Raw genomic sequence first — 21,963 nt, 5'->3', positions numbered from 1 at the left:
CCGTATTGCTTTTAAAGACTTACCCTTTCTCGTACAATTGGCAGCCTTTACTCCCAGCGCACAGATACGATCCACGCCCACTCATGAGTTTGCTTGCCCTCGGAATCAACCACAACACCGCCAGTGTCGCCTTGCGGGAGCGGGTCGCCTTCGGCCCGGACTGCATCGATCGCGCCTTGCGTGAGCTGGTCGCCCAACCCGGTGTAAGCGAGGCGGTGATCGTCTCGACCTGCAACCGCACCGAGCTTTACTGCAGCCTGGCGCAGGGGCAGGGCGAGCAGGTGTTGCAGTGGCTGCAGCGTTTCCACGGTCTGGATGCGGCCGAGGTGGTCTCCGCCATCTACCAGCATCAGGACGAGGAGGCGGTCCGCCACCTGATGCGGGTGGCCTGCGGGCTCGACTCCCTGGTGCTGGGGGAGCCGCAGATCCTGGGGCAGATCAAGCAATCCTACGCCCATGCCCAGCAGTCCGAGGCGGTGAAGGGATCGCTGGAGCGGCTGTTCCAGAAATCCTTCTCGGTGGCCAAGCGGGTGCGTACCGATACCGAGATCGGCGCCAGCGCCGTGTCGGTAGCCTTTGCCGCGGTGAGCCTGGGGCGGCGGATCTTCTCGGATCTCTCCCAGACCAAGGTGCTGCTGGTCGGTGCCGGCGAGACCATCGAACTGGTGGCCCGCCACCTGCGCGAGCAGAACGTCACCCAGATGATGGTGGCCAACCGCACCCTGCAGCGGGCCCAGCTGCTGGCCGAGGAGTTCGGCGCCCAGGTGATGACGCTCGAAGAGATCCCGGACTACCTGCACGAGGCGGACATCGTCATCAGCTCCACCGCGAGCCCGCTGCCCATTATCGGCAAGGGCATGGTGGAGCGCGCGCTCAAGGCCCGCCGCTTCAAGCCCATGTTCCTGGTGGACATCGCCGTGCCCCGCGACATCGAGGCGGAGGTGGACGAGCTCTCGGACGCCTATCTCTACACGGTGGATGACCTGCAGGGCATCATCGAGCAGAATCTCGAGACCCGCAAACGGGCCGCCGCCGAGGCCGAGCTCATCGTGCAGGAAGAGCGCGACGACTTCATGGGCTGGTATCGCAGCCAGCACTCGGTGGATCTCATCCGCGATTACCGCCACCAGTCCCAACAGGTGGCCGACGAAGAGCTGCAGCGCGCCCTGCTGGCCCTGCAGCAGGGCGAGAATGCCGAACAGGCGCTCAAGGCGCTGGCCCACCGCCTCACCAACAAGTTGATCCACGCACCGACCCAGGCCCTGCGTCATGCCGCGGCCCAGGGGGATCACCACCAGCTGGCCCAGTTGCGCCAGGTGCTGGGGTTGTCACAAGAGTCATAGTTTTGGGGCGACCAGCCGGTCGTCCCGTCCTCCATCGAGAACACAAGATTTATGAACCCGTCACTGATCAGAAAGCTGGAAGGCCTCATCGAGCGCCACGAAGAAGTACAGGCCATGCTCGGCGAGCCGGACGTGGCCGCGGATCAGGATCGCTACCGCGCCCTGACCCGGGAATATGCCCAGCTGGAAGATATCGTTCACGCTTTCCAGCAATTCCGCCAGGCCGAAGAGAACCTGGACGCCACCCGCCAGATGCTGGAAGAGGATGATGCCGACCTGCGTGAAATGGCGCAGGAGGAGCTGCCGCTGGCCAAGGCGACCTTCGAGGAGCAGGAGCAGGCGCTGCAGGTGATGCTGCTGCCGCGCGACCCCAAGGATGACAACAACTGCTATCTGGAGATCCGCGCCGGTGCCGGTGGTGACGAGGCGGCGATCTTTGCGGGCGATCTGTTTCGCATGTATTCGCGCTACGCCGAGCGCCAGGGCTGGCGGGTTTCCATCGTCAGCTGCAACGACGGCGAGCATGGCGGCTACAAGGAGGTGATCGCCAAGGTGGAGGGCGAGCACGTCTACGGCCGCCTCAAATTTGAATCCGGTGGTCACCGGGTGCAGCGGGTGCCGGAAACCGAATCCCAGGGGCGGGTGCACACCTCCGCCTGTACCGTCGCCGTGTTGCCGGAAGTGCCGGAAGCCGAGCAGATCGAGATCAACCCCTCGGAGCTGAAGATCGACACCTTCCGCGCCTCCGGGGCCGGTGGTCAGCACGTCAACAAGACCGACTCCGCCATCCGCATCACCCACCTGCCCACCGGGCTGGTGGTAGAGTGCCAGGATGAGCGCTCCCAGCACAAGAACCGCGCCAAGGCGATGTCGGTGCTCTCCGCCCGTCTGCAGGCGGCCGAGGATGAGCGCCACCGTGCCGCCGAGCAGAGTACCCGTCGCAACCTGGTGGGGTCGGGGGATCGCTCCGAGCGCATCCGCACCTACAACTACCCGCAGGGGCGCCTCTCCGAGCACCGCATCAACCTCACCCTCTATCGCCTCGGCGAGATCATGGAAGGGGACCTGGACTGCGTCATCAGCCCGATGATCCAGGAGTACCAGGCCGATCAGCTCGCCTCCCTGGCCGAGAGCAACTGATGCAGATCCAGCAGGCTCGCGCCCACATCATGGCGACCCTGGCAGGGGGGGAATCCCCCCGCGCCGATGCCGATGCGCTGCTCTGCCATCTGCTGGAGTGCCGGCGCAGCTACCTGATGACCTGGCCGGAGCGCGAGCTCGATGCCGCCCAGCAGGCGACCCTGCTGAGCTGGCTCGAACGCCGTCTCGAGGGCGAACCCATCGCCCACCTGATTGGCGAGCGGGAGTTCTGGTCGCTGCCGCTCAAGGTGAGCCCGGCCACCCTGATCCCGCGCCCCGATACCGAGGTGCTGGTCGAGCAGGCGCTGGCGCGGCTGCCAGCAGGCCCCTGCGCCGTGCTGGATCTGGGCACCGGCACCGGCGCCATTGCACTGGCGCTCAAGTCGGAGCGACCGGATGCCGATGTATGGGCGGTGGACAGGATGCCGGCAGCGGCAGCCCTGGCCCGTGCCAACAGCGCCGCCCTCGGTCTGCCCATCGAGGTGCGCGACGGCAGCTGGTTTGAGTCGCTGGTCGCGCCCTCGTCAAGCAAGGCGCCGCGCTTTGCCATGATCGTCTCCAACCCGCCCTACATCGACGGGGCGGATCCGCACCTCGATGAGGGGGACGTGCGCTTCGAGCCCCGCTCCGCCCTGGTGGCGGACGAGCAGGGTCTGGCGGATATCCGGCTGATCGTGGCGGGCGCGCCGGCCCATCTGCTGCCGGGGGGCTGGCTGCTGCTGGAGCATGGCTGGCAGCAGGGGGAGGCGGTGCGTCAACTCCTGCTGCAACAGGGCTACCTTCAGGTGGAAACCGTGCGCGATTACGGCGATAACGAGCGGGTGACCCTGGGGCGGCTGGCTCAGTGATGATGACGGGCAGGCCGGGCCTGCCTTTGTTCAAGGACACGTTATGTATTTTGCTATCAAACATCTGCACCTGCTGCTGATAGGCTTGGCCGTGCTGATGTTCATGTTGCGCTTCTATTGGCTGCAGACCGGCTCGAGCCGCGCCGCCAGCGCCCGTACCCTCAGGTTGAGCGGCTGGCTCAACGGCCTGGTGGTGCTCTCCGGTGTGCTGCTATGCATGGTGCTGGATCTCAACCCGCTCAACAACGCCACCCCCTGGCTCAGCGAAAAGCTGACCGCCATCCTGGTGGTGGCCTTTCTGGCCATGATGGCACTGCGCCTGGCCCGCAGTAACGGCATCCGCTGGTTTGCGTTTCTGGGAGCCCTCGGCTGGGTCTTCTTCATCGCCAAGCTGGCCGTCTACAAGCAGGCCAGCCTGTTCGGTTAAGGATGATGACGATGATACGCGTAGACGAATGGACCGATTTCGAAGCCCATGACATCGCCGAGCTGGCGCTGTCGGTGAGCGACGAGATCCATGGCATCAGCGGCCGCGGGACGGCGGAGCTGGCCCGGCTCGACGCCTGGCTGGACGAGGCCATCGAGGAAGGGGATTGCGACCAGGTGCGCCGCCAGTTGCTGCAGGGCTTCTATCAGACCTTAGGGTTTCACGGCGACTGGCAGGACTACTTCTCGGTGGCCAACTGCGATCTGGCCGAGGTTCTGGCCCGCAAGCAGGGCATTCCGGTCAGCCTTGGCATCCTCATCATTCAGCTGGGGCGCAAGCTCGGGCTGGACGTGGAGGGGATCTGCTTCCCCGGCCACTTCCTGGTGAGCTTTGCCGGCAGTGAGGGGGAGGTCTATGTGGACCCCTTCACCGGCGACGAGCTGAGCCTGCATCACATCGAGCTGCTGCTGCGCGGGGCCCTCGGCAACCTGGCCACTCTCAGCTCGGATCACCTGCAGCCTGCCGGCCAGTGGGAGATCATCGAGCGGCTGCTCAACGTGAGCAAGGGCGCCCTGCTGCGGGAAGACCGGATGACCGAAGCGCTGCGCTGCAGCGAACTGCTGCTGCGGATGAAGCCCGGCGACCCGCTGGAGACGCGGGATCGCGGCTTCATCTACGAGCAGCTCGATTGCCCGCGCTTTGCCGCCGACGATTTTGAATACTTTATTGAACAGTGCCCGGACGATCCGGTGGCCGACGTGCTCAAGGCCCAGCTGGCCGCGCTGGATCTGAGCCCCAAGCCCCTCCACTGAGGGGCGGGCAACGGCCCCGCTGCATGGCGAGGCCTTGGCCGAATGAAGAGTCCCATGCCGTTGCATGCAAGGCCTGGGAGATGCAACCGACGAGTATCGAGGTCGCGCTGCTTTGGGCAGCGCGGCCGGATGTGGATTCAAGCCCTGCAAGCCCTTTTACCTAAGGAAGCCTGAGATGGAACAGAAGAATATCAAGGTCAATGGCATCGACGTCGCCAACGACAAACCGTTCGTGTTGTTCGGCGGCATGAACGTGCTGGAATCGCGCGACATGGCGATGGCGGTGTGCGAGAAGTACGTGGAAGTGACCTCCAAGCTGGGTATCCCGTTCGTGTTCAAGGCGAGCTGGGACAAGGCCAACCGCTCCTCCATCCACTCCTATCGCGGCCCGGGTCTGGAAGAGGGGATGAAGATCTTCCAGGAGCTGAAAGCGACCTTCGGCATGCCGGTCATCTCCGATCTGCACGAGCCCCATCAGGCCAAACCGGTGGCCGAGGTGGTCGATGTCATCCAGCTGCCCGCCTTCCTGGCGCGCCAGACCGATCTGGTGGAGGCCATGGCCCGCACCGGCAATGTCATCAACATCAAGAAGCCGCAGTTCCTGAGCCCAAGCCAGATGAAGAACATCACCGACAAGTTCGAGGAGTGCGGCAACGACCGTCTGATCCTGTGCGAACGCGGTGCCAACTTCGGTTATGACAACCTGGTGGTGGACATGCTGGGGCTGGGCGTGATGAAGAAGAGCACCGGTGGCTATCCGGTCATCTTCGACGTGACCCACTCCCTGCAGTGCCGCGATCCCATGGGCGCTGCCTCCGGCGGTCGCCGCGAGCAGGTGACCGAGCTGGCCCGTGCCGGCATGGCGGTCGGTCTGGCCGGTCTGTTCATTGAATCTCACCCGGACCCCAAGATTGCCCGCTGCGACGGCCCGAGCGCGCTGCCGCTGGAGAAGCTGGAAAGCTTCCTCAAGCAGATGAAGGCCATCGACGATCTCATCAAGGGCTTCGAGCCGCTCGATACTTCCATCTGAGTCAGGCTTTGCTTGCCCAATAAAAATGCCCCGCACTGCGGGGCATTTTTGTTTGCGGCCTGTTTTTATTTCTCTGGCCAGCATAAATCAATCACAGAATAAATACAGTCAGGTTTCCGTGGCGTTAATGTTGTTAAATCTGTTGTGTGATTGATGTCTATTAATTGTTTTTTTTAACATGGGAAAGTAGCCCCTGTTGTGATGAGGGAACGGCACGAACCGGGCGAAATAACACTATTTCGTCACGGATTGCTGCATGCGTATTTCTGCCATGACATATTTCATTAAATTGACAGGACGTTAAGAATGCAGAAAAGAATAGTCAGCAGCCTGTATTTTCAGGTGTTGTTAGCGATCACCCTCGGGGTCATTCTGGGACATATATATCCCGACCTCGGTGCGGACATGAAACCGCTTGGGGATGGTTTCGTTAAATTAATCAAAATGATCATCGCCCCGGTTATATTCTGCACCGTGGTGACCGGTATTGCCGGCATGGAGAGCATGAAAGCGGTGGGTAAAACCGGCGCCATCGCGCTGCTCTATTTTGAAGTGGTCAGCACCATTGCCCTCATCATCGGGCTGTGCGTGGTCAACCTGCTGCAACCGGGGGCGGGCATGAACGTAGACCCCGCCACGCTGGACGCCAGCGCCATCTCCGCCTACGCCGAGCAGGCCAAGGCACAGGGCATCATCCCCTTCCTGCTGGACGTGATCCCGGGCAGCGTGATCGGCGCCTTCGCCAGCGGTAACATTCTGCAGGTGCTGTTATTTGCGGTGTTGTTCGGCTTCTCCCTGCACCATATCGGCGAGAAGGGAAAAGTGATATTCAATGTCATTGACAGCTTCTCCCAGGTTATTTTCGGGATCATCAACATGATCATGCGGCTGGCACCGGTTGGGGCATTTGGTGCGATGGCCTTTACCATTGGGAAATATGGTATCGGCTCGCTGGTTCAGCTCGGACAATTAATTGCCTGCTTCTACATGACCTGCCTGCTGTTTATTTTCCTGGTGCTGGGCAGTATTGCCAAAGCGAATGGTTTCAGTATCCTTCGTTTTATTTCCTATATCCGGGAAGAGCTGCTGATCGTGCTGGGGACATCCTCTTCTGAATCTGTATTGCCGCGCATGCTGGTGAAGATGGAGGCACTCGGCTGCAAGAAGTCGGTGGTGGGGCTGGTGATCCCGACCGGTTACTCCTTCAACCTGGACGGCACCTCCATCTATCTGACCATGGCGGCCATCTTCATCGCCCAGGCCACCAACACCCCGCTCGATCTGTTCCAGCAGATCACCCTGCTGGTGGTGCTGCTCATCTCCTCGAAGGGAGCCGCCGGGGTGACTGGCAGCGGCTTCATCGTGCTGGCGGCCACCATCTCGGCGGTGGGCCACCTGCCGCTGGCCGGGCTGGCGTTGATCCTCGGCATCGATCGCTTCATGTCGGAGGCCCGCGCCCTGACCAACCTCATCGGCAACGGGGTGGCCACCCTGGTGGTAGCCCGTTACTGCGATCAGCTTGATGAGCAGCAGATGCACGAGGCGCTGAGCAACCCGCCGCAAGCCGTCAAGCTGGATCAGCATTGAGCCGCTGATGCCCGCACCATGTGCCGCCAGCCTGTCGAACAAGGGCTGCGAGCGCGGGTGGGTGAATTCAAGCCATAAAAAAAACGGCCCGTTTGGGCCGTTTTTCATGATACCGGTTGCTGCAGAGCGACTTACAGGCTCTGGGTGAAGGTGCGGGTCACCACGTCACGCTGCTGTTCCGGGGTCAGTGCGTTGAAGCGCACGGCGTAGCCGGAGACACGGATGGTCAGCTGCGGGTACTTTTCCGGGTTGGCGATGGCGTCTTCCAGGGTCTCGCGACGCAGGACGTTGACGTTCAGGTGCTGACCACCTTCGACGGCCGGCTCGGCTTGTACCGGCAGTTCACGGTATTCGAACTGGCCCAGGTCAGAGACGCTGACTTCCTGATCGGCGGCGAAGGTGTCGCCTTTGGCGCAGATGCAACGAGCCTGTTGCTTCTCTTCGTCCAGCAGCCAGAACGAGTTCAGCAGAGCGGCGTTGGCAGACTGGGTGATTTGGATGCCCTTGATCATGGTATGACTCCTCATAGGAAAGCGGATTCAACTGTAAGGAAATTACCCTGATGTATTTAAACCACCGGGATGATTTAAAGGGCCCTTGCCTTACACCTTTACTTTGTTGGGTCATATATACCACGATGGTAATATTACGAAAATTGATCCAAATCAAAAAATACGCGATTTGCGCGAGCTGGAAGGGATTAAATTATTGAGATTAATCAAAAAGAGGTCATTTTTCTGATTATGTAAGATATCCGAATTATGCATCTTCTATTAATTAAATCTAGTAATTTAACTACATGTTTTAAGGTTTGTGTCATGAATGAGGCCGACCTCATCTTCTCTGTGGGGGCATCGGGGCCAAGCCTGCGGTGAAGGTGGCGGGGCCAGGTTTGCCCTCCCTCTGCTGCTCACACATCTATATAAGGTTGCCTTGGCATAAGGCTGTCTCAGCCGAGCCGCCGATTGCCACGGTCACCATGACCCCGCTGCCCGCAGTGGCCGGGAGAGCTGGGTGCGCGGGAGGTTGTCATACCGTTGCGATGCAGTTGCCATTCGGGGCAAGGGGACTCGGAAGAGGGTGCCAAGGTTGCGTCCCGGGGGCTGGCCCCCTATCCTGAGCCCCTTGCCGCATTAATGAGGGCATGGTGATGCCAGCACTGGCCCAGCACCATGTCCTGCCGCATTCAGCGAGGATGGCGGCGTGCTTGCTCGCATGGCCCGGCATGAGCCAAGCCGCATGCCGCAAAACCCGCCGTATTCATCGAGGATGGTGGCGCGCCGACCCGCATCAGGCGGTGTGATCCTGCGCAGGGTTACAGGGCGTCCATCCGGACAGATTCAATGAGGAGATTGGGGTGCAGACCTGGACTGATGTAATTGGCTCCGAGAAGGAGCAGGACTATTTCAAGGCGACCTTGGCGACCGTCAGGAGTGAGCGGGAGGCGGGCAAGGTGATCTATCCGCCGGCGACCGACGTGTTCAATGCCTTCAAGCTGACCGAGCTGGATCAGGTCAAGGTGGTGATCCTGGGTCAGGACCCCTATCACGGCCCCAATCAGGCGCACGGTCTCTGCTTCTCGGTGTTGCCCGGGGTGCGCACGCCCCCCTCGCTGGTCAACATCTACAAGGAGATGCAGCGGGACCTGCCGGGTTTTGTCACACCCAGTCACGGCTTTCTGGAGTCCTGGGCCAAACAGGGAGTGCTGCTGCTCAATACCGTGCTGACGGTCCAGGCGGGCCAGGCCCACTCCCATGCCCATCTGGGCTGGGAGACCTTCACCGACCGGGTCATCGAGCAGATCAATGCCAGCTGTCAGGGGGTGGTCTTCCTGCTGTGGGGGGCCCATGCCCAGAAGAAGGGTCGCTTCATCGACAGGCAGCGTCATCACGTGTTGAGCGCGCCGCATCCCAGCCCGCTCTCTGCTCATCGCGGCTTCATCGGCTGCGGCCACTTCTCCGAAACCAACCGGCTGCTGAGCCAGCAGGGGATGAGTCCCATCAACTGGCACTCGGTCTGCGAGTGAGGGGCCCGACGGCTGGCGAGCGGGGGCATGAACAGGGGGGCGGCATTGTGCGTTACTCGCTGTTTTGTCTGCAGATGACTTGATTGAGTGCAAAGTTGGCGCGATAAATGACCGTATACTCGAAACAGGATCGTCTCATTTCAGCGCAAGGAGTGCCCATGCTAGCCAGTCTGCACAAGGACCATCTCAACATCGCCAGGTTGCTGGATCTGCTCAAACACAAGCTCGCCGCCATTCGCGACGAACAGCGGGTCAGCTATTTCCTGATCCGCGATGTGGTGGATTACCTGAGGGAGGTGTCGGACAAGTATCACCATCCGAAGGAAGACATCATTTATGACTACTACCTCAAGTACCGGGTAGTGGAGGGGGACGTCGCCAACCGGCTGCAGGCCGAGCATGCCAAGTTGCTGGAGGCTGGTGCCGAACTCAAGGAGATGGTGGAGATGATCCTGATGGATGCGGTGATCCCGCTCGATCAGTTTACCGCCAAGCTGGAGCAGTTCGTGGCGCTGCAGGAGGCGCACATGAACTACGAGGAGGGGGTCATCTTCCCCCATCTGCGCGATTCGCTGACCGAGGATGACTGGCGCCACCTCGAACAGATCTGGCAGAACCGCGCCATCGGGGATCCCCTGTTCGGGCCCGAGATCAGCCAGCACTTTCAGGCACTGGCCAAGCGCCTGTCGCTGCCGCTCTCTTCCTGAGGGGTGACATGCCCTTAAAAAACAAGGCCCCGGTTAACCGGGGCCTTGTTTTTACAGTTCGATCTCGTCTGAGAGACCTTCGTAGGCGATGTCGATGGATTGCAGCTCCTTCTGCAGGCGGTGCTTGTCTTTCAACGCCTCAATCTCACGCCATTTACGTTTCTTTCCCGTTGTCCCGCGGCTACGTGAACCGAGCTCAACTACATCGTCATATTCGAAGTTGAACATTTCCATGGCTCCCTCCTTGGTTATTCTCGTTTTCACCATCCGTATAACATAACGGCATTGAAAATAAAACGTTTTCGTGACGAACACATGACAAGGGTCCGGCGCCCATAAAAAAACCGGGTTCCCTTGCGGGAACCCGGTTTTCATCGGCTCATGACGGCTCTCATCAGAGGCGGCTGGCCAGCATGGTTTCCAGCTTGCCCTGGTCGATGGCAAACATGCGGATGCCTTCGCCCAGCTTCTCGTGGGCCATGGCGTCCTGGTTCAGTTCCCAGCGGAATTCGGCTTCGGTCATCGGAGCCGGTTTGGCTTTGCGCTCGCCGGTGTAGTTCAGCTTGCGTACCACGGCGCCTTCGGTCTTGCTCAGCTCTTCGAGCAGGGCCGGGCCAATGGTCAGACGGTCGCAGCCGGCCAGTTCCAGGATCTCGCCGGTGTTGCGGAAGCTGGCGCCCATGACCACGGTCGGGTAGTCGTGCTGCTTGTAGTAGTCGTAGATGGAGGTGACGGAAACCACGCCCGGATCTTCGCTGGCGGTGTAGTCACGGTTGTGCTTGGCCTTGTACCAGTCGAGGATGCGACCCACGAACGGGGAGATCAGGAAGGCGCCGGCTTCGGCACAGGCACGGGCCTGGGCGAAGGAGAACAGCAGGGTCAGGTTGCACTGGATCCCCTCTTTCTCCAGCACCTCGGCGGCACGGATGCCTTCCCAGGTGGAGGCCAGCTTGATCAGGATGCGATCGTTGCTGATACCGGCTTCGTTGTAGAGACGGATCAGTTTGCGGGCCTTGGCGATGCTGGCCTGGGTATCGAAGGAGAGACGGGCATCCACTTCGGTGGAGATGCGGCCCGGGACGATTTTCAGCACTTCCAGGCCGATGTTGACTGCCAGCTTGTCGCCCGCGTCGATGATTTGCTGTGCCTTGTCCTGGCTCTGGGCTTTGGCCCAGTTGATGGCGTCTTCGATCAGCGCCGCGTATTCGGGGATCTCGGATGCCTTCAACACCAGAGAGGGGTTGGTGGTGGCATCGATGGGCTGGTAGCGCTTGATGGCTTCGATATCACCGGTGTCGGCGACAACAGTGGTCAGGGCTTTCAGCTGGGTTAATTTATCGGCCATGGCAAATATCATCTCTTTATGAGGGCGCACTCTTCTTGCAAAGGGTGCTGGCTCGGGGGTGGCGGGCGTGAGACGACAGTTCTGAAATAAAATTACAAAACCCCGGCGACTCAGGCTCAGAAAAGCGCGATGGGTGTGTCCCATCGTCATTGCCTGCCTAATTAATACGGATGTGGCTCATCCTGCAATAGGGGGGGCTGTATGCTTATCAGCCACTCCCTGGCAGCAGTGGGAAAGAGTGGCTAAAAGTGTTTGATAAAAAACGACTTTTATCCTTTTTGCCGGAGTGAATCTAGCGGCCGCCAAAAACAACTTTTTTGGTTGATTATCGGTTTTGTGGCATCGATCACACAAATTGTCCGATCAGCCTCTTGAAATTTTATTACGTGTAAAACGTTTGGCGAAACAAAGGGGTTTTGGCTGCCCGGATGGGTAAACGCTTGCGTAATGGTTTGCCCCCTTCTCTGCTTGCTCTACCTCTATATAGATAATTGCCAAAAAGTGCTCTTTTGGGTCTAATTTGTCGGCTGATTGATTGGATTCTCAGTTTTGTTGAAATTTTGCGAGTTAAATGAAGCTTTAATGCACTGGATCGCTCGTTTTTTGTTTCCGCAGTGATCCCGATCACTATTCTGAACTCCCTCGCTATGCTAGATTCCGCCCCTTTAGTGAACCGCAAATTCAGAAACAGACAGCAAGGGGTCAGCGCAGACTGACCATGGATGTGATAACAACGAGAGAAATATGGACACCTTGATCGCAATGATTAACGACCTGATGTGGGGAGCCGTGCTCATCTACCTGCTCATCGGCGTCGGCATCTTCTTCACCTTCCGCCTGGGTTTTATCCAGATCCGCCACTTCGGCCACATGTTCTCCGTCTTGCGCAACAGCCGCAAATCAGACAACGCCGGCATCTCCTCCTTCCAGGCCCTCTGTACCAGCCTTGCCGCCCGCGTGGGTACCGGCAATCTGGCCGGGGTGGCGGTGGCCATCTATCTGGGTGGCCCGGGTGCCATCTTCTGGATGTGGCTGATCGCTTTCATCGGCATGGCGACCGCCTTTGTCGAGAGCACCCTGGCCCAGCTCTACAAGGTCAAGGATGAGGATGGCAACTACCGTGGCGGCCCCGCCTACTACATGGAGAAGGGGCTCGGCATGCGCTGGATGGGGGTATTGTTCTCGCTCTGCCTGATCCTGGCGTTCGGTCTGGTGTTCAACGCGGTACAAGCCAACTCCATCAGTCTGGCGATGAATGTGGCCTTCGGCATCCCCGACTGGGTCAGCGGTCTGGCACTGGTGGTGCTCTCCGGTCTCATCATCTTCGGCGGCATTCGCGGCATCGCCCGTTTCGCCGAGCTGGTCGTGCCCTTCATGGCGCTGGCCTACATCCTGATGGCGCTGTTCGTGGTCGCCATGAACATCAGCGAGTTGCCGGGGGTATTCAGCCTCATCATCAAGTCCGCCTTCGGTCTTGAGCAGGCCGGCTCCGGTGCACTGGGCTACGCCATCTCCCAGGCGATGATCAACGGCATCAAGCGCGGTCTCTTCTCCAACGAAGCCGGTATGGGCTCCGCTCCCAACGCCGCCGCGACCGCGACGCCCTATCCGCCGCACCCGGCCTCCCAGGGTTACGTGCAGATGCTGGGGGTGTTCCTCGATACCATCGTCATCTGTACCTGTACTGCCGCCATCATCCTGATGTCCGGCCAGTTTGAACCGGGCTCCGGCATCACCGGGGTGGAGCTGACCCAGCGGGCGCTCTCCTCCCAGATCGGTGGCGGTGGCAACATCTTCATCGCGGCGGCCATCTTCTTCTTCGCCTTCACCTCCATCGTGGCGAACTACTCCTACGCCGAGACCAACCTGGTGTTCCTCGAGCACAACCACAAGGGCGGCCTGATGCTGTTCCGGATGTTCGTGCTGGGCATGGTGATGTTCGGCTCGGTGGGCGAGCTGCCGACCGTGTGGGCCATGGCGGATGTCTCCATGGGACTGATGGCCATCGTCAACCTGGTGGCGATTCTGCTGCTCTCCGGGGTGGCCATCAAGCTGGCGCGGGACTACAACGACCAGCTCAAGCTGGGCAAGGTGCCCACCTTCGACGCCAACAAGTACCCCGAGATCCGCAGCCAGCTGGAAGAGGGGATCTGGGACAATCCGGCGCAAAACAGCAAGCAGGCATAAGCCTCGCAGTCGCCGTTATCTGACAACAAGGGGAGCCACTGGCTCCCCTTTCGTTTGGGCGTTGTTTTCACCGCCGTCAGCTGTGGGCATCCCAGTGCCGACAGATTTGACGCAGCGGTCGCCGCATCTTGTGCAAGGTATGTTGACGCTGCACCGCCGTCAGTACCGGGCATCCCAGCGCTGGCAGATCTGGCGCAGTCGTCGTTGCAGCTGGCGCAAGGTACGGTGACGCTGCGCCGCCGACAAGGGGGCATAACGCCAGCGCCGGTAGAGCCAGGCGCCCTGTTGCAGCGGCCGCGCGAGAGAGGGGCTGAGGTCGGCGAGGCGCTCGCACCAGCTGGCCAGGCTCTCTCCCGCCAAGGGCTGCCAGCCATGGCGGGCGGCGCGCCGGCGCAGGGGCTGCCATAGCCGCAGGGGCAGGGGTGCTGGGCCGCGCCAGATCAGCAGGCCACCCACCAGGCTGGCCACCCCCAGCAGGGTGGCCAGGATCAGCCAGTGGGTATGGCCGGCCAACACGGGCCAGCGTTGTCCCAGCTGCTGCCACAGGCTGGCGGCATCATAGTTGAGCACCCAGCGGGTCCATTGATAATCGAGATTGGCCCCCCACCAGCGCAACTGGTTGAGCAGGGCCCAGTTGCGATAGCGCTGCAAAGAGAGCGGGTCGGCAGCGGCGAACTCGCCACCAAGGGCTGCCGGCATGCCCCCCTCGATGCGCTGGGGGGCCACTGCGGCGGTGGGATCGAGCCGCTGCCAGCGGTTCTGCTCATCCAGATACTCCACCCAGGCGTGGGCATCGAACTGATGCACCTCCAGGTAGTTGCCCCTCGGATTCCACTCGCCGCCGAGGTAGCCGGTTACCAGCCGGGCCGGGATGCCGGCCGCCCGCAGCACGAAGGCAGTGGCCGTGGCGTAGTGACCGCAAAAGCCGCGCCGGCTCTCGAACAGAAAGTCATCCACCCCGTCTTGTCCCAGCCGCGGCGGCTGCAGGGTGTAGTAGAAGTCGCCCTGGCGAAATTCGCCCAGCAGGGCGGCGGCCAGCGCCTCTGGCGCCGGGTGACGGGCCTTGAGGGCCAGGGCGTGGGCCCGGGCCTTGGGGTTGCCACCGGCGGGCAACTGCAGGTTGAGGTGACGGGCAGCGTCATCGGCAGGTGGCGCCATGGCGGCCGTGCTGACCCGGTAGCTGACGCGGCCATCCCCCCGATCCTGGCGATAGAGGGTGGCGAGGGGGCTCAAGGTGACCGGGCCGCTCAACACCTCGGGGTTGGCCTGGGCCAGGGTCCAACGCAGGCGCTGGGGCTCGGCAATCACCTGATAGCTGCCGGCCGGCAGCGGCGTCGCCGGGTTGGCCGCCGGCAGCATCTGCACGGATTGGGATTGTTGCCAGCGGCGCACCTGCTCGCTGAGCAACCAGCGCCGGCCATCGAACAGCTCCTGGCGCATCAGCGGGAAGTAGCGCTCATTGGCGGGGGGCGGGCCATCGGCGAAGGTGATGCGAAAGGCCAGCTCGGAGGAGTTGACCAGCTCGCTGATGTCGCCGGGGGCCACCTCCTCCGAGAGACCGGAGAGAGCGCGGCTGCTGCTCGGCATCTGCCAGAGAGGCGCGAGCCTTGGCAGCAGCAGAAACAGGGTGAGCAGCAGGGGGATGGCCAGCAGCAGGATGAGCCCGGCCCGGCGCCACAGGTGCTGGCCGAGGGGCTGCACCGCCGCCAGCAAGGTGGTGACCGCCAGCCAGAGCGCCCCCGTCATCGCCAGGGCCCACCCCATGCTTTGCCGTTGCACCAGCGCCAGCGCGACGAGAAAGAAGGCGAGCAGCAGCACCTGCTCCACATCCCGCTCTCGCCGGACCTCGATGAGCTTGAGGCCGTAGCCGAGCCAGAGCAGGTTGATGAGGGCCGGCAGGGTGCCGAGCTGGCGCCACTGCCAGCCAAGCAGCACCACGCCCAGCATGGCCAGCAGTGCCAGCGCGGCGGCGGGCGGTGGACGCCAGCCCCGCCACAGCATCATGGCCCGCACGCCCAGGGTGAGCAGTGAAACGGCCACCACCCAGAGTTGCAACTGGGGCCAGAGTGCCGGGATCAGCAGCAGTTGCAGCAGGGCGAGCAGCGGCAGCAGGCGCCGGTTATCGAGCAGCATCGAGGTCGACCTCCTGCGGCGACGCCACGGCATCGACGCGGGCCAGCGCCAGCCGGCAGTGCTGCAAAAAGGCGGCGCCGCTGTCCGGCCCGAGCGTCCGGCCCGCCAGCGTCAGGCTGAAGGGTATGCCCCGCTTGGCGTAGTCATCACACCACCAGGCGAGCACCGCCAGCCGCTGCTCCAGATCCCGGCCGCCGACCCGCTGTGGGCTGAGGTGGGTATCATCCTGCCCCGGCTCGCAGAACTGCTTTACCAGCAGGCCGCGTCCCTGGGCGAGCTGCTTCCAGGCGACCCGACTCAGCGGCTCCCCGCTCTGGTGGGCCCGCAGCATGTCGAAGTCCCCCATCGAAGCTGGGGTAGGCTGCCCTCGGTTGCCCACCGCATCGGTCGCGGCCTCCCCGCGCAGGGGACCGTACTCGGGGGCCGGGGCGAGCCAGCCCTCCAGCTGCAGGTCCAGCAGCGTCCAGCAGCGAAACAGGCCGAGGGGGTAGCGGCTCTCCACCCGCAGTCTCTCCAGCGGCAGGCGTCCGCGCCGGGGGCCCAGCACTGGTAGGAGCAGGGGTTGCGGCACTGCATCCACCTGCGCCAGCCAGAGCCGCCCTTCATTGAGGGAAAATTGCAGTGCCTGCAGCGGCCGTTCGCTGCGCACCGTGATGGGGATGGGCAGGGGGCTGCCCGCCTCTCCCAGCACGGCGGGCCCCCCCAGTAGAGACAGCCCCAGCAGGTTGCGGTGGGTGAGCCACATGGTGACCATGAACAGGCTGCCGAGGCCGTAGGCCACCAGCAACACCAGGTTGTTCTGGTAGTTGGTGCCGAGCAGATAGATGGCCAGCATCACCAGCAGATACCAGAGGCCGAGCCGGGTGGGCAGGATGAACAGGTAGCGCCCCTGCAGGGTGATCTGGCGGGCCGGCGGGATGCGCCGGGCCAGCCAGCCTTGCCGCCACCTGGCCCTGCGCTGGCGCCAGTTCATCAGGGGCGATCCGGATCGACCCGGGCCAGCAGGCGCTGGCTCAGCGGGCAGGCTTCACCGCGCTGCACTCCGAAGCTGCCCCTGAGCCTGTGTTCGGCCACGTAGGGGAAAACCGCCTGCACATCCTCCACGCTGACGAAGCGGCGGCCCGCCACCAGCGCCCAGGCCCGGCTCACCGCCAGCAGGGTCTGGGCGGCGCGGGGCGAGAGCGGTTGCGGCAGGTCGGCGTCGAAGCGGCTCTGCTGCACCAGCGCCAGCAGGTAGTCGAGGCTGGCATCGGAGAGGTGGATCTGCGCCGCCTCGGCCTGCAGAGCGGCCAGCTCGGCGGCGCTCATCTGCCGCTCGAGGGGCGCGCTCTGGCTGGCCCCGCGCAGCAGTCGACGCTCCGCTTCCGGGGTGGGAAAACCGAGGGAGAGGCGTACCGCGAAGCGATCGAGCTGGGATTCCGGCAGGGGGTAGGTGCCCGCCTGATCCGCCGGGTTCTGGGTGGCGATGACGAAGAAGGGGGAGGGCAGCGGGTGGCTCTCTCCCTCTATGCTCACCTTGCCTTCGGCCATGGCCTCCAGCAGGGCGCTCTGCACCTTGGGGCTGGCGCGGTTGATCTCGTCCGCCAACAGTACCTGGGTGAAGACGGGGCCCGGGTGAAAGCGAAACTGCTGCTGGTGGGGATCAAAAATCTGCAGCCCCAGCAGGTCGGCCGGCAGCAGATCGGCGGTGAACTGCACCCGCCGGCAGTCGAGCCCCAGCACCTGCGCCAGGGCATGGGCCAGGGTGGTCTTGCCCATGCCGGGCAGATCCTCGATCAGCAGGTGGCCGCGGGCCAGCAGGGTCACCAGCGCTATCTTGAGCTGCAACGGCTTGCCGAGGATCACCTGCTCCAGTGCCGTCAGCAGCCGGGTTATCTGTGGTTGTGTCTGCACGTGCGCCTCCCTGTGTGATGCCGCCCCTACAGCTTATACGCCCGTTGTCGGGCAGGGGAGGACAAGTCATGGATAACCCATTGAATCTGGATGATTTGGTGGGCGACTTCACACAGACTTCACCCCGGTTCATGCTTGGCACACGTTGGCCGGTTAGGCTGGCAGCTCCTGAACATACTGAGATTTTTGCCATGAAACAGACCAGAGCCCTGCCACTGCTGGCCCTCGGCACCCTGCTGCTTGCCCCGCTCTCCCTGGCGGCCCCCGTCGATCCGCTGAAGGCTGTGGTGGATGACGCCATCCGTCCCGTGCTCAAGCAGCACAGGATCCCTGGCATGGCGGTCGCCGTGCTGAAAGGGGGGCAGGCCCACTACTTCAACTACGGGCTGGCCGATGTGGCGACCGGGACCAAGGTCAATGAGCAGACCCTGTTCGAGATTGGCTCGGTCAGCAAGACCTATACCGCCACTCTTGGCGCCTACGCCGTGGTCAAGGGGGGCTTCAAGCTCGATGACCAGGTGAGCGGGCACGCGCCCTGGCTCAAGGGCTCCGCCTTCGATGGCATCACCATGGCGGAACTTGCCACCTACAGCGGCGGGGGGTTGCCGCTGCAATTCCCCGACGAGGTTGATTCGAGCGATACCATGCGGGCCTATTACCGGCACTGGACCCCGGCCTATCAGCCGGGCAGCCATCGTCAGTACTCCAATCCCAGCATCGGCCTGTTCGGCCATCTGGCGGCGAGCAGCCTGCAGCAGCCGTTTGCCAAGTTGATGGAGCAGACCCTGCTGCCCGGACTGGGTATGCACCACACCTATCTCGATGTGCCGAAGCAGGCCATGGGGGACTACGCCTATGGCTATTCGAAAGAGGACAAGCCCATCAGGGTCAACCCTGGCATGCTGGCGGACGAGGCCTACGGCATCAAGACCGGCTCGGCGGATCTGCTCGCCTTCGTGAAGGCCAACATCAGCGGGGTGGATGACAAGGCGTTGCAACAGGCGATCGCCCTGACCCACACCGGTCTTTACCGGGTAGGGGAGATGACCCAGGGGCTGGGCTGGGAGAGCTACGCCTACCCGGTCAGCGAGCAGACGCTGCTGGCGGGCAACTCCCCGGCGGTGAGCCTCAAGGCCAATCCGATCGCGCAGTTCGATGCGCCAGTAGCGCCCGGGGCGATGCGCCTCTACAACAAGACCGGTTCGACCGGTGGCTTTGGTGCCTACGTGGCCTTCGTGCCCGCCAAAGGGATTGGCATCGTCATGCTGGCCAATCGCAACTACCCCATCGAGGCCAGAGTCAGCGCGGCCCATGCCATTTTGAGCCAGCTGGCACCCTGATCCGCCACATCCGGCGGACGGCCTGTGGGTCGCCAGCACCATATTGAAAAACGCCGGCCAGTCCGGCGTTTTTTTATGCATAGGGGGTTGGCTGCGGGAAAAACAGATCCGTTTGCACCAACAAAACTAATGTGGTTTCATTAGAAAACTTCACCTATTGCAACGAGTGAAGTGTGATCGGCTATTGGTTTGCGTTAATGGCAGTGTCTTATCATGCCATCTGTCTATTTTTCGGCTTTTACGATTGTTGCGAGAATGTCGGGTGTGCGATGACGGCTACAAGCGGCTGCCAGCCCGTTGCCAAACGCCTGCTGAATGTCGTGCCGAACATGAAGCCGCCCGATCCCCACCTTATCGTGTCAGGAGCCATCCGGCTTATTCCCAGCCCTGCCAGCTGACCATCCGCCGCTGCGAGCACAGTGGTGATCACCACAGACAGAGGTACTTGCGCACATTTATCCGTGCGGCGTCCCCATATCACACCAATAAAAAACACCAAGACAGGTAGGTTAGCATGCGTCCATCGGCCCCGACCGGGTTGTTGCAACAGCCCAAACCCTTTTTCATGATCTTCTTCGTCGAACTCTGGGAGCGCTTCGGTTATTACGGCGTCCAGGGGATCCTGGCGGTGTTCTTCGTCCAGCAACTGGGATTTTCACAGGAGCAGTCGTTCATCACCTTCGGTGCCTTCTCGGCACTGGTATATGGCCTCATCTCGGTGGGCGGCTATGTGGGCGACCATGTGCTGGGCACCAAGCGCACCATGGTGCTGGGGGCCATCGTGCTGGTCATCGGTTATTTCATGACCGGCATGTCCATCTACAATCCCGACCTCATCTTCTATGCACTGGGCACCATCGCCGTCGGCAACTGCCTGTTCAAGGCCAACCCCGCCAGCCTGCTCGCCAAGTGCTATGAGCGTGGTGATCCCCGGCTGGATGGGGCCTTCACCCTGTTCTACATGTCGATCAACATCGGCTCGCTCATCTCGCTGTCGCTGGCGCCGGTCATCGCCGATCACTACGGCTATACGGTGACCTACAACCTGTGCGGGGTGGGCCTGGTCATCGCGCTGCTGACCTTCTTCGCCTGTCGTCATATGGTCAAGGACATCGGCTCCGAGCCCGACCATCTGCCGCTCGATTACGGCAAGCTGCTGCTGGTCTTGCTGGGGTCGGTGGCGCTGGTCTTCTTTTGCGCCTGGCTGATGCACCACGTGGTGATCGCCAACATGGTGCTGATGACGGTGACCCTGGCCGTGGTGATCTTCTTCTTTCGCGAGGCCTTCAAGCTCGATGCGGTGGCCCGCAACAAGATGTACGTGGCCTTCGTGCTGATGCTGGAAGCCGTGGTGTTCTACGTGCTCTACGCCCAGATGCCGACCTCGCTCAACTTCTTTGCCATCAACAACATGCATCACGAAATGCTGGGGATGAGCGTCAACCCCATCAGCTTCCAGGCGCTCAACCCCTTCTGGGTGGTGGTGGGCAGCCCGGTGCTGGCAATGATCTATACCCGGCTGGGCAGCAAGGGGCGCGATCTCACCATGCCCCTCAAGTTCACTCTGGGCATGCTGTTCTGCTCCCTCGGCTTTCTCACCGCGGCGGCGTCCGGCATCTGGTTTGCCGATGCACAGGGGCTTACCTCGCCCTGGTTCATGGTGCTCATTTATCTGTTCCAGAGTCTGGGAGAGCTGATGATCAGCGCCCTGGGGCTGGCCATGGTGGCGGCATTGGTGCCGCAGCGGCTGATGGGCTTCATCCTCGGGATGTGGTTCCTGACCCAGGCGATGGCCTCTTTGCTGGGGGGCTATGTGGCGACCTTTACCGCCGTGCCGCAAGGGGTGACCGATCCGCTGCAGACCCTGCCCATCTACACGGACGTGTTTGGCAAGATTGGGCTGGTGACCCTGCTGGTGGCGGTGGTGATGGCGCTGATGGTGCCCTGGCTCAACCGTATGATGCATGCCGGTCAGGGTGAAGAAGGGGAGGATCTGCTCTCGCAACAGGCCAAGGCCTGATGCAGGCATGGGGAGGGGCAGGATTGACCAGCCTCTCCCCCGTCTGTCAACCGTACTGTTCTTCCATCCAGGCTTCCAGAATCAGCTGGGCGGAGACCCCGTCCACGCTGCCTTTCTCCAGCGCCCGATAACCTCCCCGCTCGAACAGACGCGCCCGCGCATCCGTGGTGGTGAGTCGCTCGTCCTTGAACTCCACCTGCTTGCCGAAGCGGCCGTGCAGCCGGTTGCCGAATTTGCGGGCCCGCACCGTGATCTCCTGCTCGGTGCCGTCCATGTTGAGCGGCAGGCCGACAACCAGCAGATCCGGTTGCCACTCCTTGAGCAGCTTGTCGATGTCGTCCCAGTTGGGGATGCCGTCGTTGGCCTTGATGGCGCGCAGGGGCTGGGCCGTGCCGGTAAGCTCCTGACCGATGGCCACTCCTATGCTTTTGGTGCCGTAGTCAAAGCCCATGATACTGCGTGATGACATTGCATTGATTCCTCAAAATGCCTCGCGAAATGCGTGGCAAACGGCATCAGCTGTGGCCGATGTCGCTGGATAGATGGATGGGGTTGACCCCTATGCTGGCGGCGGCCTGCTGCCAGCGCTGATGGATCGGGGTCTTGAACACCAGATCCGGATTGGGCGGTATCACCAGCCAGGCTCCGTCGACCAGCTCCTGCTCCAGCTGGCCGGCGCTCCAGCCGGCATACCCGAGCGCCACCAGCCAGTGGGCGGGGGCCTCCTCGGTGCCCAGAGTTTCCAATATATCCTTGGAAGTGGTGACCATAAGCTCATCCCCCACCTGCAGGGTGGAGTTGAAGCCGGGTCGGAAGCTGTGCAGTACGAAGCCGCGGTCGGCGTGCACCGGCCCTCCCTGCAGCACTGGCTGCTTGAGCTCGGGGCTGGGGGGCGGCGCCAGTTTGAGCTGGGTCAGCATGGCATCCAGCGACATGTCCACCGGGATGTTGACCACCAGCCCCATGGCACCCTCTTCGCTGTGTTCGCACAGGTAGACCAGCGAACGCTCGAAATAGGGATCGGAGAGGCTCGGCATGGCGAGCAGGAAGTGATTTTGCAGTGTTTGCATATGGGCCAAATATTGCAAAGGTATTTGGGTCAATTATGGCAGTTCGCCGAGGCGG

General features: G+C 62.1%; 20 protein-coding genes. 12 read left to right on the top strand and 8 right to left on the bottom strand.

Annotated elements, in window-relative coordinates:
- Positions 1-83 precede the first annotated feature (83 nt).
- The 7 genes from hemA to E5E96_RS01215 all read left to right on the top strand — a co-directional run bounded on the left by hemA (position 84) and on the right by E5E96_RS01215 (position 7,187).
- The gene (hemA, locus tag E5E96_RS01245) at positions 84-1,343 is read left to right on the top strand and encodes a glutamyl-tRNA reductase (RefSeq protein WP_016351604.1); all 1,260 of its coding nucleotides are present in this window, start codon (positions 84-86) and stop codon (positions 1,341-1,343) included.
- A gap of 51 nt (positions 1,344-1,394) precedes the next feature.
- A complete protein-coding gene (gene prfA, locus E5E96_RS01240; protein ID WP_011706935.1) occupies positions 1,395-2,483 on the top strand; it encodes a peptide chain release factor 1 in 1,089 nt (362 codons plus the stop codon).
- A complete protein-coding gene (gene prmC / locus E5E96_RS01235) occupies positions 2,483-3,331 on the top strand; it encodes a peptide chain release factor N(5)-glutamine methyltransferase (protein ID WP_171281390.1) in 849 nt (282 codons plus the stop codon). The genes prfA and prmC overlap by 1 nt, the downstream gene beginning before the upstream one ends.
- A gap of 43 nt (positions 3,332-3,374) precedes the next feature.
- Positions 3,375-3,758 (top strand): SirB2 family protein, encoded by a 384-nt coding sequence (locus E5E96_RS01230; RefSeq protein WP_017409175.1) that lies wholly within the window; start codon positions 3,375-3,377, stop codon positions 3,756-3,758.
- An 11-nt stretch (positions 3,759-3,769) separates the two neighbouring features.
- The gene (locus E5E96_RS01225; RefSeq protein WP_011706932.1) at positions 3,770-4,570 is read left to right on the top strand and encodes a SirB1 family protein; all 801 of its coding nucleotides are present in this window, start codon (positions 3,770-3,772) and stop codon (positions 4,568-4,570) included.
- Between the two features lie 175 nt (positions 4,571-4,745).
- Positions 4,746-5,600, top strand: coding sequence for a 3-deoxy-8-phosphooctulonate synthase (gene kdsA, locus E5E96_RS01220; RefSeq protein WP_139393346.1), 855 nt, complete (start codon positions 4,746-4,748; stop codon positions 5,598-5,600).
- A 306-nt stretch (positions 5,601-5,906) separates the two neighbouring features.
- A complete protein-coding gene (locus E5E96_RS01215; protein WP_139393347.1) occupies positions 5,907-7,187 on the top strand; it encodes a dicarboxylate/amino acid:cation symporter in 1,281 nt (426 codons plus the stop codon).
- A gap of 131 nt (positions 7,188-7,318) precedes the next feature.
- Here the strand turns inward: E5E96_RS01215 and grcA are convergent, their stop codons facing one another.
- A complete protein-coding gene (gene grcA / locus E5E96_RS01210; protein ID WP_011706929.1) occupies positions 7,319-7,699 on the bottom strand; it encodes an autonomous glycyl radical cofactor GrcA in 381 nt (126 codons plus the stop codon).
- A gap of 845 nt (positions 7,700-8,544) precedes the next feature.
- Here grcA and ung point away from each other — a divergent pair.
- Positions 8,545-9,213 carry a uracil-DNA glycosylase gene (gene ung, locus E5E96_RS01205; protein WP_011706928.1) on the top strand — a complete coding sequence of 223 codons (669 nt, stop codon included), beginning with the start codon at positions 8,545-8,547 and terminating at the stop codon, positions 9,211-9,213.
- Positions 9,214-9,371: 158 nt separating this feature from the next.
- On the top strand, positions 9,372-9,920 hold the full coding sequence (locus E5E96_RS01200; protein WP_011706927.1) for a hemerythrin domain-containing protein: 549 nt from the start codon (positions 9,372-9,374) through the stop codon (positions 9,918-9,920).
- A 51-nt stretch (positions 9,921-9,971) separates the two neighbouring features.
- Here the strand turns inward: E5E96_RS01200 and E5E96_RS01195 are convergent, their stop codons facing one another.
- Both E5E96_RS01195 and tal read right to left on the bottom strand, forming a co-directional pair.
- The gene (locus E5E96_RS01195) at positions 9,972-10,154 is read right to left on the bottom strand and encodes a DUF3545 family protein (RefSeq protein ID WP_016351599.1); all 183 of its coding nucleotides are present in this window, start codon (positions 10,152-10,154) and stop codon (positions 9,972-9,974) included.
- Positions 10,155-10,314: 160 nt separating this feature from the next.
- Positions 10,315-11,265, bottom strand: coding sequence for a transaldolase (gene tal / locus E5E96_RS01190; RefSeq protein WP_016351598.1), 951 nt, complete (start codon positions 11,263-11,265; stop codon positions 10,315-10,317).
- A 744-nt stretch (positions 11,266-12,009) separates the two neighbouring features.
- On the opposite strand from tal, the gene E5E96_RS01185 reads away from it, so the two are divergent.
- The gene (locus E5E96_RS01185; protein WP_011706925.1) at positions 12,010-13,452 is read left to right on the top strand and encodes a sodium:alanine symporter family protein; all 1,443 of its coding nucleotides are present in this window, start codon (positions 12,010-12,012) and stop codon (positions 13,450-13,452) included.
- A gap of 159 nt (positions 13,453-13,611) precedes the next feature.
- Here E5E96_RS01185 and E5E96_RS01180 read toward each other — a convergent pair whose 3' ends face one another.
- The 3 genes from E5E96_RS01180 to E5E96_RS01170 are packed head-to-tail and all read right to left on the bottom strand — an operon-like array spanning position 13,612 to position 17,478.
- Complete coding sequence (locus E5E96_RS01180) at positions 13,612-15,585, bottom strand: DUF3488 and transglutaminase-like domain-containing protein (protein ID WP_171281389.1); 1,974 nt, start codon at positions 15,583-15,585, stop codon at positions 13,612-13,614.
- Positions 15,572-16,558, bottom strand: coding sequence for a DUF58 domain-containing protein (locus E5E96_RS01175; protein WP_171281388.1), 987 nt, complete (start codon positions 16,556-16,558; stop codon positions 15,572-15,574). The genes E5E96_RS01180 and E5E96_RS01175 overlap by 14 nt, the downstream gene beginning before the upstream one ends.
- Complete coding sequence (locus E5E96_RS01170; RefSeq protein ID WP_171281387.1) at positions 16,558-17,478, bottom strand: MoxR family ATPase; 921 nt, start codon at positions 17,476-17,478, stop codon at positions 16,558-16,560. Before E5E96_RS01170 ends, E5E96_RS01175 begins: the two co-directional genes overlap by 1 nt.
- Before the next feature lie 191 nt (positions 17,479-17,669).
- Here E5E96_RS01170 and ampC point away from each other — a divergent pair, with 191 nt between their 5' ends.
- Both ampC and dtpB read left to right on the top strand, forming a co-directional pair.
- Entirely contained in the window at positions 17,670-18,818 is a 1,149-nt protein-coding gene (gene ampC, locus E5E96_RS01165; RefSeq protein WP_171281386.1) for an FOX/MOX family class C beta-lactamase, read from the top strand.
- A 514-nt stretch (positions 18,819-19,332) separates the two neighbouring features.
- The gene (gene dtpB / locus E5E96_RS01160) at positions 19,333-20,838 is read left to right on the top strand and encodes a dipeptide/tripeptide permease DtpB (protein WP_044800522.1); all 1,506 of its coding nucleotides are present in this window, start codon (positions 19,333-19,335) and stop codon (positions 20,836-20,838) included.
- 46 nt (positions 20,839-20,884) lie between these two features.
- On the opposite strand, the gene ruvX is transcribed toward dtpB, so the two are convergent.
- A complete protein-coding gene (gene ruvX / locus E5E96_RS01155) occupies positions 20,885-21,307 on the bottom strand; it encodes a Holliday junction resolvase RuvX (protein WP_011706917.1) in 423 nt (140 codons plus the stop codon).
- A gap of 46 nt (positions 21,308-21,353) precedes the next feature.
- Positions 21,354-21,908: a YqgE/AlgH family protein gene (locus E5E96_RS01150; protein WP_016351591.1), complete on the bottom strand. Its 555-nt coding sequence runs from the start codon at positions 21,906-21,908 to the stop codon at positions 21,354-21,356.
- Between the last annotated feature and the right edge of the window lie 55 nt (positions 21,909-21,963).

It is taken from the genome of Aeromonas sp. 1805 (genome assembly GCF_013085525.1).
Taxonomy (GTDB): domain Bacteria; phylum Pseudomonadota; class Gammaproteobacteria; order Enterobacterales; family Aeromonadaceae; genus Aeromonas; species Aeromonas hydrophila.
The sequence above is the reverse complement of the archived record's forward strand: the minus strand, read 5'-3'. Positions and strand labels throughout refer to the sequence as shown.